The sequence below is a fragment of the Caulobacter sp. CCH9-E1 genome, from assembly GCF_001556515.1.
Taxonomy (GTDB): domain Bacteria; phylum Pseudomonadota; class Alphaproteobacteria; order Caulobacterales; family Caulobacteraceae; genus Caulobacter.
Map to the genome: position 1 here is coordinate 1 of NZ_LSJA01000115.1, position 22,187 is coordinate 22,187.

General features: G+C 68.7%; 16 protein-coding genes. 6 read left to right on the plus strand and 10 right to left on the minus strand.

The genetic code is table 11. The features are described 5' to 3' along the window. A partial coding sequence (locus AX690_RS07420) for a flagellin (protein ID WP_255357057.1) occupies nt 1-148 on the plus strand: 148 nt, incomplete at its 5' end. An 82-nt stretch (nt 149-230) separates the two neighbouring features. Here AX690_RS07420 and AX690_RS07425 read toward each other — a convergent pair. The 4 genes from AX690_RS07425 to putA form a co-directional block, all read right to left on the minus strand. Beyond that, nucleotides 231-1,841: a carboxylesterase/lipase family protein gene (locus AX690_RS07425; protein WP_197426804.1), complete on the minus strand. Its 1,611-nt coding sequence runs from the start codon at nt 1,839-1,841 to the stop codon at nt 231-233. A gap of 85 nt (nt 1,842-1,926) precedes the next feature. Beyond that, a complete protein-coding gene (locus AX690_RS07430; RefSeq protein ID WP_066682085.1) occupies nt 1,927-3,264 on the minus strand; it encodes a cellulase family glycosylhydrolase in 1,338 nt (445 codons plus the stop codon). Nucleotides 3,265-3,307: 43 nt separating this feature from the next. Continuing rightward, on the minus strand, nt 3,308-4,678 hold the full coding sequence (locus AX690_RS07435) for a S9 family peptidase (protein ID WP_066682091.1): 1,371 nt from the start codon (nt 4,676-4,678) through the stop codon (nt 3,308-3,310). 72 nt (nt 4,679-4,750) lie between these two features. Then, nucleotides 4,751-7,837 carry a bifunctional proline dehydrogenase/L-glutamate gamma-semialdehyde dehydrogenase PutA gene (gene putA, locus AX690_RS07440; protein ID WP_066682116.1) on the minus strand — a complete coding sequence of 1,029 codons (3,087 nt, stop codon included), beginning with the start codon at nt 7,835-7,837 and terminating at the stop codon, nt 4,751-4,753. A gap of 414 nt (nt 7,838-8,251) precedes the next feature. Between putA and AX690_RS07445 the strand changes: the two genes are divergently transcribed. Then, nucleotides 8,252-8,719 carry an Lrp/AsnC ligand binding domain-containing protein gene (locus tag AX690_RS07445; protein ID WP_066682093.1) on the plus strand — a complete coding sequence of 156 codons (468 nt, stop codon included), beginning with the start codon at nt 8,252-8,254 and terminating at the stop codon, nt 8,717-8,719. Here AX690_RS07445 and AX690_RS22795 read toward each other — a convergent pair. From AX690_RS22795 to AX690_RS07460, 4 genes are all read right to left on the minus strand, one after another. After that, nucleotides 8,716-8,883 carry a hypothetical protein gene (locus tag AX690_RS22795; protein WP_156449600.1) on the minus strand — a complete coding sequence of 56 codons (168 nt, stop codon included), beginning with the start codon at nt 8,881-8,883 and terminating at the stop codon, nt 8,716-8,718. The genes AX690_RS07445 and AX690_RS22795 overlap by 4 nt on opposite strands. 260 nt (nt 8,884-9,143) lie before the next feature. After that, on the minus strand, nt 9,144-10,547 hold the full coding sequence (locus AX690_RS07450; protein ID WP_066682097.1) for an efflux transporter outer membrane subunit: 1,404 nt from the start codon (nt 10,545-10,547) through the stop codon (nt 9,144-9,146). 2 nt (nt 10,548-10,549) lie between these two features. After that, entirely contained in the window at nt 10,550-13,717 is a 3,168-nt protein-coding gene (locus AX690_RS07455; RefSeq protein ID WP_066682100.1) for an efflux RND transporter permease subunit, read from the minus strand. A gap of 12 nt (nt 13,718-13,729) precedes the next feature. Next, entirely contained in the window at nt 13,730-14,896 is a 1,167-nt protein-coding gene (locus AX690_RS07460) for an efflux RND transporter periplasmic adaptor subunit (RefSeq protein WP_066682102.1), read from the minus strand. A gap of 186 nt (nt 14,897-15,082) precedes the next feature. Here AX690_RS07460 and AX690_RS07465 point away from each other — a divergent pair, with 186 nt between their 5' ends. From AX690_RS07465 to AX690_RS07475, 3 genes are all read left to right on the plus strand, one after another. After that, nucleotides 15,083-15,679, plus strand: a complete 597-nt coding sequence (locus AX690_RS07465) for a TetR/AcrR family transcriptional regulator (protein ID WP_066682103.1) — start codon at nt 15,083-15,085, stop codon at nt 15,677-15,679. A 100-nt stretch (nt 15,680-15,779) separates the two neighbouring features. Further along, complete coding sequence (locus tag AX690_RS07470) at nt 15,780-16,910, plus strand: acyltransferase (RefSeq protein WP_066682104.1); 1,131 nt, start codon at nt 15,780-15,782, stop codon at nt 16,908-16,910. 113 nt (nt 16,911-17,023) lie between these two features. Beyond that, nucleotides 17,024-17,782, plus strand: coding sequence for a class I SAM-dependent methyltransferase (locus AX690_RS07475; RefSeq protein WP_066682108.1), 759 nt, complete (start codon nt 17,024-17,026; stop codon nt 17,780-17,782). Here the strand turns inward: AX690_RS07475 and AX690_RS07480 are convergent. After that, nucleotides 17,779-18,552 (minus strand): TIGR00730 family Rossman fold protein, encoded by a 774-nt coding sequence (locus tag AX690_RS07480; RefSeq protein ID WP_082769553.1) that lies wholly within the window; start codon nt 18,550-18,552, stop codon nt 17,779-17,781. The two genes, AX690_RS07475 and AX690_RS07480, sit on opposite strands and share 4 nt — an antisense overlap. Nucleotides 18,553-18,696: 144 nt before the next feature. Here AX690_RS07480 and AX690_RS07485 point away from each other — a divergent pair, with 144 nt between their 5' ends. Beyond that, entirely contained in the window at nt 18,697-20,289 is a 1,593-nt protein-coding gene (locus AX690_RS07485) for an MBL fold metallo-hydrolase RNA specificity domain-containing protein (RefSeq protein ID WP_066682111.1), read from the plus strand. Nucleotides 20,290-20,376: 87 nt separating this feature from the next. Here AX690_RS07485 and AX690_RS07490 read toward each other — a convergent pair whose 3' ends face one another. Further along, the gene (locus tag AX690_RS07490) at nt 20,377-21,999 is read right to left on the minus strand and encodes a family 43 glycosylhydrolase (RefSeq protein WP_066682114.1); all 1,623 of its coding nucleotides are present in this window, start codon (nt 21,997-21,999) and stop codon (nt 20,377-20,379) included. Nucleotides 22,000-22,187: the final 188 nt, after the last annotated feature.

Consider the following 22,187-nt stretch of genomic DNA (forward strand, 5'->3'; position numbering starts at 1 on the left):
GGACGCCGGCGTGGGCAACCTGGTGGACGCCGACCTGGCCAAGGAAAGCGCCAAGCTGCAGTCGCTGCAAACCAAGCAGCAACTGGGTATTCAGGCGCTGTCGATCGCGAACTCTTCGAGCTCGTCGATCCTGAGCCTGTTCCGCTAAGAGAACAAAGCGCTGGCGTTCGCGCCGGCCGCTTTCTAGGGCGAGCCTTCGGGCTCGCCCTTTTTCTTTGCCCTACGCGCTCTCAGGTCCCGAACTGGGTGAACGGCACGCGGTTGAAGAACGCGCGCTCGGCCCCGCGCGGGTCGTCCTCCATTTGCGACGTGTTGTCGAACACCATCGTCTGGCGGCGCTCCAGCGTATAGGGCTCCCACCTGGGCAGGTTTCCGCCATTCGGGTCGCCTGTGCGCGCGAAGGCGATGAAGGCGTCGCTCATCGTGTTGGACATCGCGACCGACTCCGGTCCCGTTCCGACGATCGAGCCCTTGGCGTCCAGCGTGCCGAACACCAGGCCGATATCGATCGTGTGCGGCGCGCCGAAGATCCCGCCCTGGATCGGCGACTTCCAGTCGACCTGATAGACATAGGCCGGCGCGTTGGCCCGGGCCCGCTCCTCGGCCTGGATGATCGCGGCCTTCCACGAGCGTCCGGCGGTCGAGGCGGCGAAATAGACGTCGGCCGGCGAATAGGTCGGATAGGTCTGGCGATAGAAGGCCACCACCGTCTCGGGATCGATGTCGATGCGGGCGTTGAACTGGCCCGGCAGCCTGGCGATGACCTCGTCCCAGGTCTGGGGGAAGGCCTTGGCGTCCCAGCCGATGAAGCCCTTGGTCTCGTCGTGGGTGTTGCCGCACATCATCGGAACCGACAGGCCGTCCGGCGCGGCGTCGGGGAAGAACGGGTGGCGCGTGAGGGACCGCTCGTCCAGCACCGGGCCCATATAGACCCCGCCCGAGGCGGCGATCGGGTCGATGGCCTTCAGGCCGGCCAGCATGTCCCAGGCGGGCAGGGCGCGCAGGGCGGCCAGGTCCTTGATCCCCAGCTGGTCCAGGAAGGCCTTGGCGCGGCGGGTGGCGTTGAACGGGCCGCCGACCGTCACCTGCTGGCCGCTCATGGTGGCGGCCCGGTGGAACAGGCCCTTGGCGATCGGCATCCCCATCAGGGTGGCGATCTTGGCCCCGCCGCCCGATTGCCCGAACAGCATCACCCGGTCCGGATCACCGCCGAAGGCGGCGATGTTGTCGCGCACCCACCGCAGCGCCAGGACGAGGTCCAGTTGGCCGGCGTTGCCGCTGTCGGCGACGCTGGGATCGTTGAACAGGCGGGCGAGATAGAGATAGCCGAACGCGTTCAGGCGGTGGTTCACGGTCACCACCACGACGTCGCCCCGCTTGGCCAGCTTGGTCCCCTCGTACCAGGGGCTGGCGCCGGAGCCGCCGTTGTAGGCGCCGCCGTGGATGTAGACCATCACGGGCCGCTTGCCGCCGTCGGCCAGGCCGTTCTTCCCAGGCTTGGCTGGCGTCCAGACGTTCAGGAACAGGCAGTCCTCCGAGAGCGTCTCGCCCTCCTCGCCCTTGCCGGTCTGCATCGAGGCCGGACCGTAGGCGAGGGCGTGCTTCACGTCGGTCCAGGGCTCGGGCCTCACCGGCGGCATGAACCGCCGCGCCCCGCCGGTGTCGGCGCCATAGCGCAGGCCCTTGAAGATGCTGACCTCGCCGTCGACGTAGCCGCGCACCTTGCCGTTGGTCGTCTTGACCACGGGCGAGCGCCTTTCGGCCGTGAAGCCGGCGCTGGGCAGGGCGGCGTAGGCGGCCAGGGCGGCCGCGCCGGTGATCAGGGCGCGGCGAGTGGCGATGGTGTTCACGGGCTTCCTCCGGCGGCTTCTGACGAGCTTCGCGCCAGCGGTAGCACGGATGACACCGGTGACAATCCCTTAATCGTCAGCCCAGCGCCTTCACCGCCGCCGCGTGCTCGGCGATCACCGCCAGGGTCGAGGCGTCGGTGTCGAACACCCCGTACAGGCCCTGCTCCTCCTGCGGCGGATCGCCGACGAAGCTCTTGTCGCCGGCCGCGAACCAGGCGTCCGGGTGCTGGGCGCGGCCCTCGCCGTTCCAGGCCCAGAAATTGGTCCCCGCCGTCGGCCCGCCGGCCTTCATGTCCTCCAGCGCCAGGCCAAAGATTGTTCGGTAGAAGCGGTCCTTGTCGGCGGTCGCCGAACCGGGGGCGAAGGCGCGGGCCTCGCGGATCAGGCCGAATTCCTCGATGACCAGCGGCTTGTTCAGCTGACGAGCGATGGCGATGTGGCGGGCGACATAGTCGCGGCAGCGCGCCTCGCCGGCCTCATAGGTGGCCGGCTGGTTCTTCGGGTCGATCCAGCCCCAGTTGTTGGGCCAGACGTGGGCGGTGACATAGTCGATCGTCGTTGGTCGGTGCGCGTCGACCACGCAGGCCTCGCTCTCGAGACAGCCCTTGAGGCCCTCGCTGCCGGTGCAGACCAGGTGACGCGGGTCCAGCGTCTTGATGATCGTCGAGGTGTCGCGGACCCACTGCTGGAAGGCCGCCATGTTTCGCTCGCCGAAGGCGGCGCTTCCGCCCGGGCGGGGCTCGTTGGCCAGTTGCCAGGCCATGATGGTGGGATCGTCGCGATAGGCTTGGCCGGTCACGGTGTTCATCCGGCCGACCAGACCCCGCAGATAGCGCAGGAAGAGGGCGTTGGCCTTGGCGTCGCCATAGAAGCGCGCCGCGTAGTCTGGATATTCCGGCCACGGATGAGCTGGGTCGCCTTGCTGGAACCAGGGTCCGTTTCCGACCCAGTTCAGATAGGCGGGCATGCCGCCCGACCAGTCCCAGAAGTTGTTGACGTAGATCACTGCCTTTATGTCGCGCTTGGCCATCTCGGCCAGCAGGACGTCGAGGCCCTTGAGCAGCTCCTGGCGATAGACGCCCGGCTCCTCCTGGAAGGTCGGCGACACCGCGGCCTTGGCGGGCGAGCGCTCGCCGGCGCCCAGCACCCGCAGGTTGGCGACGCCCAGGCTCTTCAGCCGATCCAGCTCGCGCTTCAGCCGCTCCAGGTCGCCGAACGCCGCCGACGCGCCCAGCCAGGCGCCGTACCAGAGGTTCGCGCCCGCGAAGCGGTACGGTTTGCCGTCGAGGGAGAGGCGGCCCTTCTCCACCGTGACGAAACGCTTCTGGCTTTGGGCGGGACGCGCGGCGATCGCCGAGCCGGCCGCCAGCATGGCGGGCGCGGCGGCGATCAAGCCTCGGCGGGACAGGGTCATGGCGCTTCCTCCGGTCGAGCTCTACGGCTCCTGGCGTGGTCGCTCAGTGGGGCTTGGCGGCGTGGGCGGCGGTCCAGTCGACGATGGTCGACAAGGCCGACGGGGCGATGGTCTCCTCGATCTGGCCGTACTCGGTCATCAGGCCGGTGTTCGCTGTCTGGAGAAGGTGGTTGAGCCCAGGCATCTCGCGGATGGCGACGTCCCCGCCGGCCGGCAGGGCCGCCTTGATCGCAGCGAGATTGGTCTTGGCGTCGACCTGCAGGTCCTTCGTCCCGCCGATCGCCAGGACCGGAACCTTGATCTTGCCCAGCGCGGAGGCTGGATCGGCGCTCAGCATTTCGCGCCAGACCGGCGAGGCCAGGGCCAGGATCGGCCGTCTCTGCGGAGAGTCCGGCGCCAGGCCCTGGCGGTTCGACAGGGCGCTGAGCTCGACCCGCGCGGCCGTCTCGCTGACGGCGTCCCGCGCTGTGCGCCACCGCTCCAGCTGGTTCTTCAGCAGGATCTCGATCTGGTCCTCGGGCACGCCATTGGCCGCCAGTATCGCCCGGCTCTGCGCCGCCAGCAGGTCGACGCCCTTCACGCCCGGAGCCGACATCAGGACCAGGAACGCGATGCGCGGATCCTGGGCCGCCACGAGCGGCGCGATCTCGCCGCCTTCGCTGTGCCCAATCAGGCCGATCCGATCCGGGTCGATTTCGGCGCGCGTCCGCAACAGGGCGACTCCGGCGGCCACGTCGGTGGTCTGAGCCGACAGCGTCGGCGGCGAGGCGGGGGTCGCCTGCGAGCCGCCCGCGCCGCGATCGTCGACGCGCAGCACCGCCACGCCCTTGCGTGTCAGGGCGTCGGCAAGCACGAGGAACGGCTTGTGGCCGAAGACCGTCTCGTCGCGGTCCTGGGTTCCCGAGCCGCTGATCAGGACGACGGCCGAGAAGGGTCCCTTGCCCTCGGGCAGGGTCAGGGTCCCCGCCAGCATCAGGCCTGAGGCTGGATTGCGGTAGGTGAGCTGCTCCTCCCGATAGGGAAAAGGCGGCTTGGGGGTCTGGGGGCGGTTGAGCACCGGCGCCGTGCGGCTCAGCGACAGCGGCAGGCTGGCCTCGCCCTGCATCCACTGGCCTTCCAGCTTTTTGCCGTCGGCGGAAACGGCGCCCTCGAAGCCGGCCGGGACGCCGCGCAGCTCGAACCTGAGCTTGCCGTCGTTCACGGTCGCCGCGGCCGGGATGCTCCTGGCCATCTGGGCCGGGCTTTCCATCGTCGCCGAGCCGTCGGCTTGGATGTGGAAGACGACGGGCAGCTTCTGAGGTCCCGCGTCGAGCGTCCCGTACCAGTCGCCCGCGATCGGGGCGGGGATCTGGGCCAGCGCCAGGCTGGGCGCGAGCAAGGCGGCGGCGATCGCGGCCGGCGGCAGGAAACGCATGGCTTGTAAGCTCCCCCGAAGTTGGGGGAGCTTAAGCCGGTCTATCGTCGGTTGTGAAGCGAAGCCGGGGTCTTACAGGTTCAGCAGCGCCGGATCGCCGCCCTGGGCGGTGATGTTGACGCTGAGGGCCCGCTCGACCGCGAAGCGCAGCAGGGCGTGCGGACCGCCGGCCTTGGGGCCGGTGCCCGACAGACCCTCGCCGCCGAACGGCTGCACGCCGACGACCGCGCCGGTCATCGAGCGGTTGACGTAGGCGTTGCCGGCCGGGACCAGGCGCTGGACGTCGGCCGCGAAGCTCTCGATCCGCGAGTGGATGCCCAGGGTCAGGCCGTAGCGTCGGGCGGCCAGGGCGCCGGCGACCTGCTCGAGGTCCTCGGGCTTGTAGCGGACCACGTGCAGCACGGGGCCGAACACCTCGCGCTCCAGGAAGTCGGCGGCGGGGATCTCGGCCAGGACCGGCGCGAAGAAGGTCCCGCCGGCGGGGGCGGCCAGGGCGTGCAGCACCTTGGCTTCGCGCTTCAGGCGCTCCAGGTGCTGGTCGAGGGCGGTCTTGGCCTCGGCGTCGATGACCGGGCCGACGTCGGTGACGGCCAGGGCCGGATCGCCCAGCACCAGGGCGTCCATCGCGCCCTTCAGACCCTCGATGATGTGGTCGGCCGTGTCACGCGGCAGGAACAGCAGGCGCAGGGCCGAGCAGCGTTGGCCGGCTGAACCAAAGGCGCTGACGATCACGTCGTCGATGACCTGCTCGCGCTGGGCCGTCGTGTCGACGAACATGCCGTTGAGGCCGCCGGTCTCGGCGATGAACGGCACGATCGGGCCCTGACGCTGGGCCAGCGTCTGGTTGATCCGCCAGGCGGTGTCGGTGCCGCCGGTGAAGGCGACGCCGTCCAGGCCCTCGTGGGCGACCAGGGCCGCGCCTACCGTCTCGCCACGACCCGGCAGCAGGGCCAGCAGGCGCGGGTCGAGGCCGGCGGCGTGATAGAGTTTCACGGCCTCATAGGCGATCAGCGGGGTCTGCTCGGCCGGCTTGGCCAGCACGGCGTTGCCGGCGGCCAGGGCGGCGGCGATCTGGCCGGTGAAGATGGCCAGCGGGAAGTTCCACGGGCTGATGCAGACGAAGACGCCGCGACCAGCCAGGCTCAGGCTGTTGGTCTCGCCGACCGGGCCCTTCAGCACCTCGGCAGCGCCGAACTGGTCTTCGGCCAGCACCGCGTAATAGCGGCAGAAGTCGACGGCCTCGCGCACCTCGGCGATGCCGTCGCTAAGGGTCTTGCCGGCCTCGCGGGCCAGGATGGCGATCAGGCGCTCGATATTGGCCTCCAGCGCGTCGGCCATGGCGCGCAGCACCTGGGCGCGGGCGGCGCCGCCGGCGCGGTCCCAGGCCGGTTGCGCGGCGCGGGCCAGGCGGAAGGCTTCGTCGATCTGCGGCAGCTGGGCTTCGGACACGGCGCCGACCACCCGGCCTTCGTCGGCCGGGGCGACCACCGGCAGCGGGGGCGTGCCGACGGCCAGCTTGCCGCCGACCAGCGGACCGGCCGACAGGGTCTCGGCGTCGACGGCGGAGATCGAGGCCGAAAGACGCTCGCGATCGGCCTTCACGGAGAGATCGAGGCCGGCGCTGTTCTGGCGGCGCGGGCCGTAGACGTGGATCGGGGTCGGAATCTTGGCGTGGCGGTCGGGGTGGGCCTCGACCACGTCGATCGGGTCGGTGACGACCTTCTCGACCGGCACCCGCTCATCGAGCAAGGCGTGGACGAAGCTGGTGTTGGCGCCGTTCTCCAGCAGGCGGCGGACCAGATACGGCAACAGGTCTTCGTGACCGCCCACGGGCGCGTAGGCCCGCAGCGTGACGCCGTCATAGAGGTCGTCGGCGGCCTTATACAGAGCCTCGCCCATGCCGTGCAGGCGCTGGTGTTCAATGCGCACGCCGGCGTTCTTGGCCATGCGGACCACGGCGGCCAGGGTGTGGGCGTTGTGGGTGGCGAACTGGGCGTAGAGGCCGGGGGCGGCGTCGATCAGCGCCTTGGCGTTGACCAGGTACGACAGGTCCGTGGCCGGCTTGGTCGTATAGACCGGATAGTCCGGACGGCCGGCGACCTGGGCGCGCTTGATCTCGCTGTCCCAGTAGGCGCCCTTGACCAGGCGGACCATCAGGCGGCGGCCGGTCGCTTCGGACAGGGCGCGCAGGCGGGCGATCACCTCGCCGCAGCGCTTCTGATAGGCCTGGACAGCCAGGCCCAGGCCCTTCCACTCGCCCAGTTCCGGCTCGCGGCACAGCTTGTCCAGCAGCTTCAGCGACAGGGCCAGGCGATCGGCTTCCTCGGCGTCGATCGTGAAGTTCAGGTCGTAGCGGGCGGCGATCTTGGCCAGGCGCAGGGTGCGGGGATAGAGCTCCTCCCACACGCGGTCCTCGTGGGTGGCCTCGTAGCGCGGGCACAGGGCCGACAGCTTGACCGAGACGCCGTGGCCCTTCTCGGGACCGACGCCGTTCGACAGCTTGCCGACGGTCGTGATCGCGTCGGCATAGGCCTTTTCGTAGCGCTCGGCGTCGGCGGCGGTGCGGGCGCCTTCGCCCAGCATGTCGAACGAGCACATGGTGTCCTCGTTCGCCGCGCGCTTGATGGCGGCCTCGATCGTGCGGCCCAGCACGAACTGCTCACCCATGATGCGGATGGCCTGGCCGACGGCGGCGCGGATCACCGGCTCGCCCAGGCGCCCGGCCAGCTTCTTGATGAAGCCGGGCAGGTCCTTCTTGGCCTCGTCGTCGGGCTCGACGATCTTGCCGGTCAGCATCAGGCCCCAGGTCGAGGCGTTGACGAACAGGCTGTCGGAGCCGCCCAGGTGGCTGGCCCAGTCGGCCGAGCCGATCTTCTCGGCGATCAGCTTGTCGCGGGTGTCGTCATCGGGGGTGCGCAGCAGGGCCTCGGCCAGGCACATCAGGGCCAGGCCCTCGCGGGTGCCGAGGCTGAACTCCTGCAGGAAGCTTTCGACCACGCCCTGCTTGCGGACGCTGCGGCGGGCGCCGCGGACCAGCGCCTCGGCCTCGGCGCGGACGGCGGCGCGGTCTTCGCTGGAAAGCGGCGCGCTGGCCAGCAGGTCGGCGATCACGGCGGCTTCGTCGCGATACTTGCCGTCGTCGAGGCTATCCCAATTCATCGCGGGCATGGCGTTCCCTGAGGTTAGAATATCGTCGGTCTATCGCGACTTTCACCAAAGGTGCTTCGTTTGTTGGGCTTGGGCTCCGTCGGGTCTTCGGCCGAACTGGCGAAAACGTTCGTCTGCTCCAGCGATCGCCGGCGGCGCGGGATGAGGATGCTGTGAAAATGGGGAGGGAGGAAGGGGCGCTAGTCGGGGAGACAGAGAGCGCCCCTTCCTCTCTAGCGCGACGCCCGGTTAGGGGGAGAGGGGCGAGCGTCGCGACGTTCCGACGGCAAAGCCGCCCCACCGACGCCCTGAGGAGGAGGGGTTGGCGCGGGTGGGCTGGAACGATCGGGGGTGTAACGCTAAGCTTGTCGAAGGTGCTCCGTTTGTGAGCGCTAATTTTCGAAGCTTCTTCGGCAAAAAGGCGCCATGGCCAGTTCCGCTCTAGACGACACCGATCGCCGACTACTCAGGGTTTTGCAGGCCGACGGACGCATCACCAACGCCGAGTTGGCCAAGCGCTGCAATCTCTCGCCGGCGGCCACGTTCGACCGCGTCCGGCGGCTGAAGGAGCGCGGCTACATCACCGGCTACGCGGCGCTGCTGGATCCGGCCAAGGTCGACCGGGCGCTGCTGATCTTCGTGGAGGTGGTGCTGGAGCGGACCACGGGCGAGACCTTCGAGGACTTCGCCGCCGCCGTGCGCCGCGCGCCCGAGGTTCTGGAGTGCCACATGGTGGCCGGGGGCTTCGACTACCTGATCAAGGCCCGGGTGAAGGACATGGAAGCCTATCGCGGCTTCCTGGGCGACATTCTGGTCAAGATGCCGGGCGTGCGCGAGACTCGCACCTACGCCGTGCTCGAGGAGGTCAAGAGCACGGTCCAGCTGCCGCTTTAGTTGGAGGCGACGACCGTCGGGCTCGAAACGGGGCGGCCGGAAAGATCCGTCGGCGCGACCACGGCGGAGACGATGGCGGTCAGGGCCAGCAGGCTGGCGAGCACGATGCCGGCTGCCTGAGCGATGGGGTTCGTCGTCTGATCGTTCTTCGAACTCGTGGACATAGTCACCTCTTCCGGCCTTGGCTTCTGCACGCGCGCGGAAACACCGTTAATGTGCAAACGTTTACCGAAGAGGGTTACCAAACGGTAATAGGCGTCCCGCCCCGTCCCCGGATCGGGTCGGGCGGCGGTCTCCAGATTCAAGAAGGAGGAAGGGGCGGCTCCCGGGAATGGGGGGAGGAGCGCGCCCCTTCCGTTCGTCACCATCGGTGGGGGATGATGGTCGACGAACTTCCCCGGAGGCTGCCGGGGAAGGCCTTGGCTCAGCGAACGGGCGCGCCGCCGCCGAGCGTCTTGTACAGGGTCACCAGGTTGGTGGCCCGATCCAGGCGCGCCGAGATCAGGCCCAGCTGGGCCGAGTACAGGGTGCGCTGGGCGTCCAGCAGGGTCAGGGCGCTGTCGACGCCCGCGTCGCGGCGCTGCTGCGACAGGCGTTCGCGGTCGGTCGCGGCGGAGACGAGGCGTTCCTGCGCGGCCAGGCGATCGGAGACCGTCTGGCGGATCGACAGGGCGTCGGAGACCTCGCGGAAGGCCGTCTGGACGGTCTTCTCGTAGGTCGCCACCGCGATGTCGCGACCGGCCTTGGCGCTGTTCAGGTTGGCGACATTGGCGCCGCCGGCGAAGATCGGCAGGCTGATCTGGGGCGTGAAGCTCCAGCTTCCCGTGCCGTTCTTGAACAGGTCGTTGAGGTCGCCGCTGGTCGCGCCGGTCGAGCCGGTCAGGCTGATGCGCGGGAAGAAGGCCGCCCGCGCCGCGCCGATATTGGCGTTGGCGCCTTGCAGGCTGTGCTCGGCCGACAGCACGTCCGGACGACGCGCCAGGACGTCGGACGGCAGGCCGGCCGGCAGGTCGGCCAGGATCTTGGCCGAGGACAGGTCCCCCGAAGGCAGCAGCTCGGCGGGGACCTCGCCGCCGGTCAGCAGGACCAGGGCGTTGCGGTCCTGGGCCACCTGGGCGGTGTAGGACGCCACGTCCGAACGGGCGGTCTCGGCCAGGGTCTCGGCGGTGCGCAGATCGAGCAGGGAGCCGACCCCGCCGTCGACCTGGCGACGGGTGAGGGCCAGGGACTCCTCGCGCGTGGCCAGGGTGTTCTTGGCCAGCGCCAGGCGGTCCTGATCGGCGGCCAGGGTCAGCCAGGCGTTGGCCGTCTCGGCGATCAGGCTGATCCGGGTGGCGCGCGCGGTTTCCTCGGTGGCGAAGAAGCTCTGCAGCGCCTGCTGGTTCAGGCTGCGGACGCGGCCGAACAGGTCCAGCTCATAGGCGGTGAAGCCGATGGCGGCGCTGTAGGTCTCGGTCTCGATCGCCTGTCCGGTCTGCGAGACTCCGGCCGGCGTGCGGCCGCGCTGCTCGCTGAGCACGCCGTTGATCGACGGGAACAGGGTCGAGCGCTGGACGCCGTACTGGGCGCGGGCGCGCTCGATGTTCAGCACCGCCACGCGCAGGTCGCGGTTCTGCTTCAGCGCCAGGTCGACCACGCCTTGCAGGCGCGGATCGACCAGCACCTGGCGCCAGTCGAGGTCGGCGGCCGTCACCGAGCCCGCGGGCTCGGCGGTCGGCGTGGACCAGGTCTGGGCCACCGGCAGGGTCGGGCGCTCGTACTTGGGCGCCAGGGTGCAGGCGCTGACCGCCGTGGAGGCCAGCAGGATCAGAGTGAGATTACGGAACATGATCAGTGGGCCTCCGTCGACGAAGCCTCGCCGCCGTGTTCGGCGACAGCCTGGTCGTGGCCGGGGTGCTTGGGTTTGAAGATCTTCTCGACCACCACGAAGAACAGCGGGACGAAGAAGATCGCCAGCAGGGTGGCCGAGATCATGCCGCCGATGACGCCGGTGCCGATCGCGTGCTGGGCGCCGGAGCCGGCCCCATTGGAAATCGCCAGCGGCAGAACGCCGAAGACGAAGGCCAGCGAGGTCATGATGATCGGGCGCAGACGGATGCGGACCGCCTCCAGCGTCGCCTCGACCAGGCCCATGCCCTTCTCGTAAAGGTCCTTGGCGAACTCGACGATCAGGATGGCGTTCTTGGACGCCAGGCCCATGGTCGTCAGCAGGCCGACCTGGAAGTAGATGTCGTTCGACAGGCCGCGGACGAAGGTCGCCAGCAGCGCGCCGATGACGCCCAGCGGAATGACCATGATGACCGCCAGCGGGATCGACCAGCTCTCATAGAGGGCGGCCAGCAGCAGGAACACGACCAGGATCGAGATGGCGTACAGGGCGGGGGCCTGGTTGCCGGACTCCAGTTCCTGGGCCGACAGGCCGGTCCATTCGTAGCCGACGCCAGGCGGCAGCTTGGCGGCCAGCTTTTCCATCGTCGCGATCGCGTCGCCCGAGCTCTTGCCCGGCGCGGGCGAGCCCTGGAGGTTCATCGACGGGAGGCCGTTATAGCGCTCCAGGCGCGGCGAGCCGTAGGTCCAGCTGGCCGTGGCGAAGGCCGGGAACGGGACCATCTGGCCCTGGTTGTTCCGCACGTACCACCGGTTCAGGTCCTCGGGCGTCATGCGATAGGGCGCGTCGGCCTGGATGTAGACCTTCTTGACCCGGCCGCGATCGATGAAGTCGTTGACGTACGACCCGCCCCAGGCGGCGCTGAGCGCGCTGTTGATGTCGGCGGTGGTCAGGCCCATGGCGCCGGCCTTGGCCTGGTCGACCTCGATCTTCAGCTGGGGCGTATCGTCCTGGCCGTTGGGACGCACGCCGACCAGGTTCGGGTCTTGCGAGGCCATGCCCAGCATCATGTTCCGGGCCTGCATCAAGGTCTCGTGGCCGACGCCGCCGATGTCCTGCAGCTGGAAGTCGAAGCCCGACGAGGTGCCCAGTTCAGGAACCGACGGCGGGATCACGGCGAACACCATGGCGTCGCGGATCTGGCTGAAGGCGCCCATGGCGCGGCCGGCCACGGCTTGCGCCTTCAACTGGGCGGCCTTGCGGTGGTCGAAGTCCTTCAAGCGCACGAAGGCGAGACCGGCGTTCTGACCCGCGCCGCTGAAGCTGAAGCCCGAGACGGTGAACACCGACTGCACGGCGTCCTTCTCGTCCTTCAGGAAGTGGTCGCGGACCTGGCTGAGGACGGCTTGCGTCTTCTGCTCGGTCGCGCCGGCCGGCAGCTGGACGAGGGTGATCATGATCCCCTGGTCCTCTTCCGGCAGGAAGGCGCTGGGCAGGCGGACGAACAGCAGGCCCATGGCCACGATGATCGCGGCGTAGACCGCCATCCACCGGCCGCTCTTTCCCAGGATGCCGCGGACGGAGCCCTGGTAGCGCGACGACATGTCGTTGAAGCTGCGGTTGAACCAGCCGAAGAAGCCCTTCTGGTGCTCCTTGTGACCGGCCTCGACCGGCTTGAGCATGGTGGCGCACAGAGCCGGCGTCAGCACCAGGGCCACCAGGACCGAGAGGCCCATGGCCGAGACGATGGTGATCGAGAACTGGCGATAGATCACGCCCTGCGAGCCGCCGAAGAAGGCCATCGGCACGAACACCGCCGCCAGGACGAGCGCGATGCCGATCAGGGCGCCGGTGATCTCATTCATCGACTTGCGGGTGGCATCCTTGGGCGAGAGCCCTTCCTCGCTCATCACGCGCTCGACGTTCTCGACCACGACGATGGCGTCGTCGACCAAGAGGCCAATGGCCAGCACGAGGCCGAACATGGTCAGGGTGTTGATCGAGTAGCCGAAGGCGGCCAGCACGCCGAAGGTGCCCAAGAGGACGACCGGGACGGCGATGGTCGGGATCAGGGTCGCGCGCCAGTTCTGCAGGAACAGGAACATGACGATGAAGACGAGGATGATGGCCTCGATCAGCGTCTTGACCACCTCGTGGATCGACAGCTCCACGAACGGCGTCGAGTCATAGGGAACGACGTACTTGTAGCTGGCCGGGAAGTTCTTCTGGAGCTGGGCCATGCGAGCCTTGACGGCCGCGGCGGTGTCCAGCGCGTTGGCGCCGGGGGCCAGACGGATGGCGAGACCCGCGGCGGGCTTGCCGTTGAACTTGGCGACCGAGCCGTAGTTCTCGGCGCCGAGCTCGACGCGGGCGACGTCCGACAGGCGCACGGTGGCGCCGCCGGTGCTGTTCTTGACGATGATCTGGCGGAACTGGTCCGGCGTCTGCAGGCGCGACTGGGCCGTGATCGTGGCGTTCAGTCCGGTGCCCGGCAGGTTGGGCGCGCCGCCCAGCTGGCCGGCCGAGACCTGGGCGTTCTGGGCCTTGATCGCGGTCGAGACGTCGGCCGGGGTCAGGTTGAAGCTGGCCAGCTTCTGCGGGTCCAGCCAGATGCGCATGGCGTACTGTGCGCCGAACAGCTGGATGTCGCCGACGCCGTCGACGCGGCTCAGCGGATCCTGGATGTTCGAAGCCAGATAGTCGGCCAGGTCGGTGTTGGTGGTCTTGGGGTCCTCCGAGAAGAGGCCCACGACCATCATGAAGTTCCGCGCCGACTTGGCGACCGTCAGGCCTTGCTGCTGCACTTCCTGCGGCAGCAGGGCGGTGGCGGTCTGCAGCTTGTTCTGGACCTGGACCTGGGCGATGTCGATGTCGGTGCCGGCCTTAAAGGTCAGGGTCACCGTGGCCGAACCGGAGCTGTCGCTGGTCGACGACATGTAGTCCAGGCCGTCCAGGCCCTTCATCTTCTGTTCGATGACCTGGGTGACGCTGTCCTCGACGGTCTTGGCCGAGGCGCCAGGATAGTTGGCCGAGATCGACACCTGCGGCAGGGCGATTTCAGGATACTGCGCGACCGGCAAGGTCCGGATGGCGAGCGCCCCGGCCAGCATGATCACGATGGCGATGACCCACGCGAAGATAGGCCTGTCGATGAAGAAGCGGGAAAGCATCGGGACCTGGCCTTAGCGCTGGGCTTGAGCGGCGGCGGGCGCCGCGCCGGCGGGCACGGCCTTGATCGGCGCGCCGGGGCGCACCTTCTGCAGGCCTTCGACGATGACCTTGTCGCCCGGCTGGAGACCGCTGGTGACCAGCCACTTGTCGCCGACCGTCTGGCCCAGGGTGATCGGACGCGGCTCGGGGCCCTTGGCGCCGACCAGCATCACCGTCGCGCCGCCCTTGGGGTCACGGCTGACGGCGCCTTGCGGGATCAGGATCCCGCCCGAGGCCACGCCCTGCGCCAGGCTCGCGCGGACGTACATGCCCGGCAGCAACACGCCGTTCGGGTTCGGGAACACCGCGCGCAGCGTCACCGAGCCGGTGCCCGGATCGACCGTCACGTCCGAGAACTCCAGCGTGCCCGGTGTCGGATAGGTCGAGCCGTCCTCGAGCTTCAGCGTCACGGTGGCCGAGTTGGTCTTGCCCAGCTTGCCGCTGGCGAACTGCTGCTTCAGCTTCAGGAGCTCGGCCGAGGTCTGGGTCAGGTCGACATAGATCTTCGACAGGTCCTGCACCGTCGCCAGGGCCGTGGCTTGGTTGGCTGTGACGAGGGCGCCGGGGGTGACCGCGCTCTTGCCGATGCGGCCGGTGATCGGCGCGGCGACCTTGGTGTAGTTCAGGTTGATGCGAGCGGTGTGGAGCGCGGCCTTCTGCACCGCGACCGCGGCTGCCGTCTGGGCGGCGGCGGCCTGGGCGTCGTCATTGTCCTGCTTGGAGACCGCGCCGCTCTCGACCAGGGCCTTGTAGCGGTCGGCCTTGAGCTTGGCCGACAGGGCCTGGGCCTGGGCCTGGGCCAGCGAGGCCGCGGCGCTGTTGTAGGTGGCCTGATAGGTGGCTGGATCGATCTGGTAGAGCGACTGGCCGGCGCGGACGATCGCGCCTTCCTCGAACAGGCGCGCCTTGATCACGCCGCCAACCTGCGGCCGCACGTCCGAGACCAGGAAGGCCGAGGTCCGGCCCGAGAGCTCGGTGGTCAGGCCCACGGTCTGGGGCTGGGCGACGATGTAGCCGACCTCGGTCGGTCCGCCCATGCCCATGCCGGCGGCGCCGCCCTTCTGACCGCAGGCGGCGAGGGTGAGCGCGATGGCGGCGAGACCTACGGCCGTCGTGGCCGCGGTGCGTTGGAAGTGCATATTTGACCCCGGATGCGATGGGCTAGCGAGCTATTGCCCTTGACTAGACCGGCATGGATAAACAATTTGAGAATGAACGTTCATTCTCACGCGGGCTGGACATAGGAGCGCGACTAGCGCAAGTCAACCTCCAAACCCGACGCTGAGGCTGCCCTAACGGAAATGTAATGTCGCTTGGGATTTTCAATGGTTGATGACGGCCACTCAGGGCGCCCTTCGCCGGAATCGCGCCGCCAGCAAATCCTGGACGCCGCGTGCGAACGTGTGCGCCAGTCCGGATTCCACGGCGCCAGCATGGCCGACATCGCCAAGGCCGCGGGCCTCAGCGTCGGCCAGATCTATCGCTACTTCGAGAACAAGGAGGCGATCATCGCCGCCATCGTCGAGCAGGATCTGGCGGAGATGCGCGATAAGTTCGCCGAACTAGAGAGCCAGCCGGGCACCTTGCTCGACGCGATCGACGAGCACCTGCCCGAAAGCATCGACAAGTGCTTCGATCCCCGCCGCGCGGCCCTGGCGCTGGAGGTGGTCGCCGAGGCCGCCCGCAACCCCAAGGTCGCGGCCATCGTGCGCTCGGCGGACGCGCAGGAACGGGAGATGGCCAAGGCCCTGATGGAGCGAAATCGCAAACCGGAGTGGAGCGAGGCCGAGTTCCAGGCCCGCTGCGAGACGATCGGCCTGATCTTTGACGGTCTTCTCACGCGCGGCGTCAACCACCCCGACCTGGACCGCGACGCCCTCAGCCAGGTGCTGCGCTCGACGGTGCGTCACCTGCTGAGCTGAGGCCAGAGGCGCCTGGCGATTGCCAGGACCTCGCCGATCGGCGATTAGCCGTTCGGCGGAGAGGCCGCGACGCCAATCCTCGCGAGGCGCTGGGGGGCGCATGAACGAGCCGATCAACGACACGCCGCAAGCCGGCCCGCCGACGCTATTCGCCCGCGGCGCTTACATCTCCGGCCTCGACGGATTGCGCGCCATCGCCGTGCTGCTGGTGATGGTCGGCCACTTCGGCCTCGAGAACGTGGTCCCGGGCATGCTCGGGGTGACCATCTTCTTCTTCATCAGCGGCTTTCTGATCACCACCCTGCTGACGCGCGAAGCCCAGGCCCACGGCGACATCTCGGTCGGCAAGTTCTACATGCGCCGGGCGTTGAGGCTCTATCCGGAGCTGCTGCTGCTCGTGGTCCTGGGCGGATCGGCGGGCCTTCTCTACCACGCGGTGCGGCCGATCGACGTCGCCGCCGCGCTTGGCTACTTCACCAACTATCTCCTGCTTCACGAGGAGGCGACGGGCAGGGCGGTGCGCTGGCCGCAGCTTTGGTCGCTGGCGGTGGAGGAGCACTTCTACCTGACCTTCCCGCTGCTGATGTGGGCGACATGGAGGCGTCCTCGACTGTTCGCCGCCTTGCTGGCGTCGATTTGCGTCGCAACCCTCGCCTGGCGGTTTCACGTCTCCCAATTCGGCGCGCCCTTCGGCCTGCTCCAGGCCGGCGCAAACCTGCCCTACACGTCGCTGGCGTCGGACGCCCGGATCGACTCGATCGTCTATGGCTGCCTGGCGAGCCTGATGTTCCGGCGGTGGGGCGATCACCTCGCGGCCGAGCCATGGCTGGCGCTGGCGATCGGCGCGGCGGGCGGGGCGGGGCTGCTGCTTTCGCTGGTCTGGCGCGATCCCGCCTTCCGCGAGACCTGGCGATTCAGCCTGCAGGGCCTCGCGCTCGCCGCCACCTTCGTCGGGCTCTATGCGACGCCGTTGGGGGCCTGGGTTCGGAAAAGGCTGCTCGACCACCCCCTGCCGCGTCGCCTCGGCGTCCTCTCCTACGGCGCCTATCTCTGGCACATGGAAGTCGTCATCGCCTGCGTCGCCTGGGTGGGGGCCCCAGTGGATCTTCCGCCGGTTCAGAAGCTTGGGCTCGTCGTCGTCGGCACGCTGGTCAGCTTCCTGCTGGCCGAGCTCTCGTTGCGCGCCGTCGCCCCCGCGCAGCGCCTGCGGCATCGGCTGTTCGCGCGCTAGACGACCAGATTCTAGAGTTAATTTACCCCCCGGTAGGTGAGGGGACTCGACGCGCCCGGCGTTGCGGTTAAGCTTTCGGTAACGCTCTTCCGCCGATCCCTTGGAGGCCTCGCATGTCGGCTCTCTCGTTGGCCCCGGTCTTCAAGCCCGAAGTCGTCACGCCGGTCTTCCCGCCGCGCGATCAGGCCGCCGACATCCTGCTGGAGCGCTTCCGCCGGCACGCGCCCTCGTTCCACCTCGACGGGTCCAGCGACTGGAGCGTCTCGGAGGAGACGATCCGGTTCCTCGCCAAGCACGTCCCGGAAAACGCGGCGACCCTCGAGACCGGCGCCGGCCTGTCGACCGCCATGTTCGCCCTGCTGGGCGCTCGCCACACCTGCATCACGCCGGACGCTGGAGAGGTTCGCCGGATCGGAGACTTCTGCCGCGCGGCGGCGATCCCCACCGCCGATCTCGCGTTCGAGATCGACTATTCGGAAAACGCCCTGCCGCGGCTGAAGAAGGAGCCGCTGGACTTCGTGCTGATCGACGGCGGCCACGGTTTTCCGATGCCGATCATCGACTGGTACTACGCGGCCACGCACCTCAAGGAGGGCGGCGTCGTCCTGATCGACGACACGCACCTGTGGTCGGTCTCGATCCTGGTCGACATGCTCAAGACCGACGACGGCTGGGCGCACATGGGCCGCGTCGGACGTCGCACCCACGCCTTCCGCAAGGTCGCGCCGTTCGCCTACAAGGAGTTCTGCTTCCAGCCCTACGTCGTCCGCAAGAGCCGCCTGACGTCGATCACGACGCGCCTGCTCACGGCGTTCGATCTGCTGCGCGCGGGGGACTTCGCCGAGTTCGGCCGGCGGCTGCGGCGCGCCTAGCCCTTGCCCTCCGGCAGCTTCAGCCCGCACTTGACCAGTTCGGCCCAGGCTTCCTCGGCGTCGTCGGCGAAGTGGAGGAGGTCGAGGTCTTCGGCCGCGATCATGCCGTGCTCGACCAGGCCCTCGAAATTGATGATCGAGCGCCAATAGGCCTCGTCGAACAGCACGATCGGGATCGGCGGCGCCTTGTCGGTCTGGCGCAGGGTCAGGATCTCGAACAGCTCGTCGAAGGTGCCAAAGCCGCCGGGGAACACCACCAGCGCGTTGGCCCGCATGGCCAGATGCATCTTGCGCATGGCGAAGTAGTGGAAGCGGAAGGTCAGGTCCGGCGTGCAATAGGGATTGGGCGTCTGCTCGCGCGGCAGGGTGATGTTGAAGCCGATCGTGGGCGCGCCGGCCTCGTAGGCGCCGCGATTGGCGGCCTCCATCGCCCCGGGGCCGCCGCCCGTGGCGATGACGTTGTCCCGGACTTGGTCGCCATTGACGTGCTTGGCCCCGCCGCGCTCTGAGACGATGCGGCCGAAGCGCCGGGCTTCCTCGTACCAGCGCGCCTGCTCGGGCGGACCGTCCTGGCGAACCCGCGCGCTGCCGAACACCACGATCGTCGAACGCACGCCCCAGCGGCGCAGGGCCTCGTCGGCCTTGGCGAACTCCAGCAGGAACCGCACGCCCCGCATCGAGTCGCCCAGCAGGAAATCCTGGTCCAGCGCCGCCAGCCGATAGGACGGCGAGGTCAGCTGGGCGCGGTTGTCTGGGGCGTTGGTCGGCAGGGGGACTTCGGTCACGAGGAGCACTCAAGGTTTGCGTAGCGGCGCAGACTATGACGCAATCCGTCAGCGAGGTTGACCTGGATCAGGGCGAAGACGGCTTCCGGACGCTCATCCTCGTTCAGTTTTCCTGTGGATGGCGCTGCGATGACCCCGACCCTGACCTTCCATGGCGCCGCGGGCTGCGTCACCGGCTTTTGCGCCCGGCTCGTCACCGAGCACGCTACGGTGCTGATCGACTGCGGCATGTTCCAGGGCTCCAAGACGCTGAAGGCGCTGAACTACGAGCCGTTTCCGTTCGACGCCGGCAAGGTCGACGCGGTCCTCCTGACCCACGCCCACATCGACCATTCGGGCCTCTTGCCCAAGCTGATGCTGGCCGGGTTCGAGGGGCCGATCTACGCCACCGCCGCCACGCGCGACCTGGCCGCGGTCATGCTGGTCGACGCCGGGGGCATTCAGGAGAACGAGGTCGAGAGCCTCAACCGTCGCAACCAGCGACGGGGCATTCCGCCGGTCGAGCCGATCTATACGGCGCAGGACGGCAAGGCCGTCGCCGCCCAGTTCCGCAAGGCGAAACTCGGCGAGCCCGTCCAGATCGCGGAGGGGATCACCGCCACCTGGTGGCCGGCCGGCCACATGTTGGGCTCGGCCTCGATCGCGGTGGAGGTCGGCTCGCCCGGCCAGACCAAGACCTTGCTGTTCTCCGGCGATCTCGGCCCCGGCGGCAGCCCGTTCGTCGACGATCCCGACGCGCCGGCGGGCGTCGATCACCTGATCATCGAGTCGACCTATGGCGACCGCGAGCGCACGGGCTTCGACAGCGCCTCGCGTCGCCAGCAACTGGCCGAAGAAGTGCGGGCCGCGCACGAGGCCGGCGGCCCGCTGCTGATCCCCGCCTTCGCCGTGGAACGCAGTCAGGAACTGCTGGTCGACCTGCTGGAACTGATGGACGCGGGCGAGGTCCCCAAGGGCGACGTCTTCCTGGACTCGCCGCTGGCCATCGAGGCGACCAAGGTGTTCCAGGCGCGCGGCTGGCGGCCGGGCGTCCAGTCCAATCCGTTCGATGCGCTCAGGCCGTCGAACCACCTGCGGTTCCTCACCTCGCCCGGCGAGAGCGACGGCCTGGACCGCCTGAGCGGCTGGCACATCATCCTGGCGGCCAGCGGCATGTGCGACGCCGGCCGCGTCCGCAAGCATCTCAAGCGGCTGCTGTGGCGCAAGGAGGCGACGGTGCTGCTGTGCGGCTACCAGGCTACGGGCACCCTGGGGCGCCTCTTGGCCGAAGGCGCGCCGCGCGTCTCGATCCGGGGCGACGAGGTGCGGGTGCGGGCGCGGATCCGCCAGCTGGACGCCTATTCCGGCCACGCCGACGCCAAGGAGCTCGTCAGCTGGGCCAAGGCGCGGATGCCGGTGGCGGGCTCGGTCTTCATTGCTCATGGCGAGCCCGACGCGGCGCAAGGCCTCAAGCGTCGCCTCGCCGAGGCGGGCTTTTCCGAGGATCGCCTGGTGGTCCCGGCGCTGGACGAGACCTTCCTGCTGGGCGAGGGCGCGGCCACCCTGACCGACCAGGCGCCGCCGCGCCTGCCGCCGCGCGCGGCGGGCTCGCTCGACTGGCACAACCAGCGCGCCGCCTTCCAGCTGGCCCTGGGCGAGGCGCTGAAAGCTGCTCCCGATGACGCCGACCGCGAGCGCCTGCTGCATGTGCTGAGCGCGGCGTTGGACGCCTATCGGGGGTAGGGGTCTATTCCCACAATTCCCGTGTCATCCCGGAAGCCTCGAAGAGGCTATCCGGGATGACACGGATTTTGAGTGGCTCGTCTCAGTTCAATCCAGCGCCCTGTACTTGAACCCCCTGAACCGCGCCGAGCCCTTGCCGGCCGCGTAAAGGCCAGGCTTCAGCATCAGGAAGCCGCCGCGGACGTTGTGGTGATAGCCGCTGACCTCCATGCCGCGGTCGAAGCGCTTCCAGGTCTTTCCCCCGTCTCCGCTGGTGTGGAAGGCGACGATGTGGCGGGTGTTGCGCAGCCTCATCAGCATCTTCGACCCATGCGGATTGGCCGGGCGGCCGCGCTCGATGCCGTACTGGTGGGTGACGAAGTTCTTCGCGTCGAAGCCCAAGCCGCAATAGAGCTGGCGATCGTAGAACAGGATCAGGCCCGCGCGCGTCTCGGGCTCGATCTCGATCTCGCACTCGATCTCGTAGGCCTGGTCGCCGTTGACGAAGATCAGCGGCGCGCCGCTGGACGGCGCCTCGCCCGCGCCCTTCAGGATCAGGGCGCCGCCTTCGCGCTTGATGCGGTCCTGCTCGCCGGGCTTGGGATCGAAGAAGTTCCACTGCACGCCGTACTTGTCGGTGGTGAAGTCGTCCGACAGCGCCATGCCGTGCGGGCCTGGAACCCCACCCCTCGGCTTGGCGAGGGGACGGGACAAGTCGCCGCCGCCGATGTCGAACCAGCCGTCGGCGGTCCAGGTCACCGGCGCCAGCAGGGTCTGGCGGCCCAGGGTGTAATAGCCGTTCTCGTAGCCGTGATAGACGGTCCACCAGTCGCCGGGCGTGGGCCCTTCGACCAGGGTGGCGTGGCCGCGCGACCACCACTTTTCGCTGTTGTCGACGGTGCGCACCAGCGGGTTGCGCGGATGGTCCTCCCAAGGGCCCGCCAGCGACTTGGCGCGCGCGACGATGACCATGTGGCCGGTCGGCGGGCCGGCCGTGCCGCCCACGGCGGTGATCATGTAGAAGTATTCACCCCGCCGCATGACCTTGGGGCCCTCGGGCGAGAAGCCCTCGACGTCCCAGTCGTCGGGATAACGCCACGGATCATAGACGTGCTCGGGCTGACCCACGGTGGAGAGGCCGTCGGGCGCCAGCCTTATGCGGTCGCCGCCGGACAGGAACAGCCAGCGCTCGCCCGTCTCGTCGACGATGTGGCCCGGATCGATGTAGCGGGGCAGTTTCAAGTCGATCGGCTCGGACCACGGGCCCTCGATCCTGTCGGCCCAGATCACGTAGCTGGTGTTGTTGTTCGGCTTTTTGGCCGGCAGGTAGATGTAGTAGCGGCCCTTGTGCTTGCAGAGCTCGGGCGCCCAGATCGCGCCGACATTGGTCTTCAGCGTCGTGGTGACCGGCGTCCAGTTCACCAGGTCGCGACTATGCCAGATCAGCAGGCCCGGATAGGCGTCGAACGAGCTGTGGGTCATGTAGTAGTCGTCGCCGTCCTTCTGGATCGACGGGTCGGGATGGTCGCCGGCCAGGATCGGATTGAGGAAGGTCCCGTCGCCCAGGTCGGCCTTGCGCTGGCCCTCGATCCCCTTGGCCCAGGTCGGGCCCGTGGTCGGCTTGGCGGGGAGGGCGCCCATCTGAGCCGCTTGGCCGGAGGCGGGCAGGGCGGCCAGGCCCGCGCCGGTCAGCAGCGAGCCCAACGCGCCGCGGCGATTGATGTCGACCATGATGTTCTCTCCCGAACGCGACTTGTCTTTGTTGGGTGCAGGCTAGTGGTCGGCGCGATTTTGTCCACCGGTGTCATTTTGGCGAAGGGCAAAAGAAAACGCCCGGAAGCGAGGCCTCCGGGCGTTGCGGATCAAGATGCTCCCCCGCGATGCGGGGGAGCTGTCGCGGAGCGACTGAGGGGGCGAGC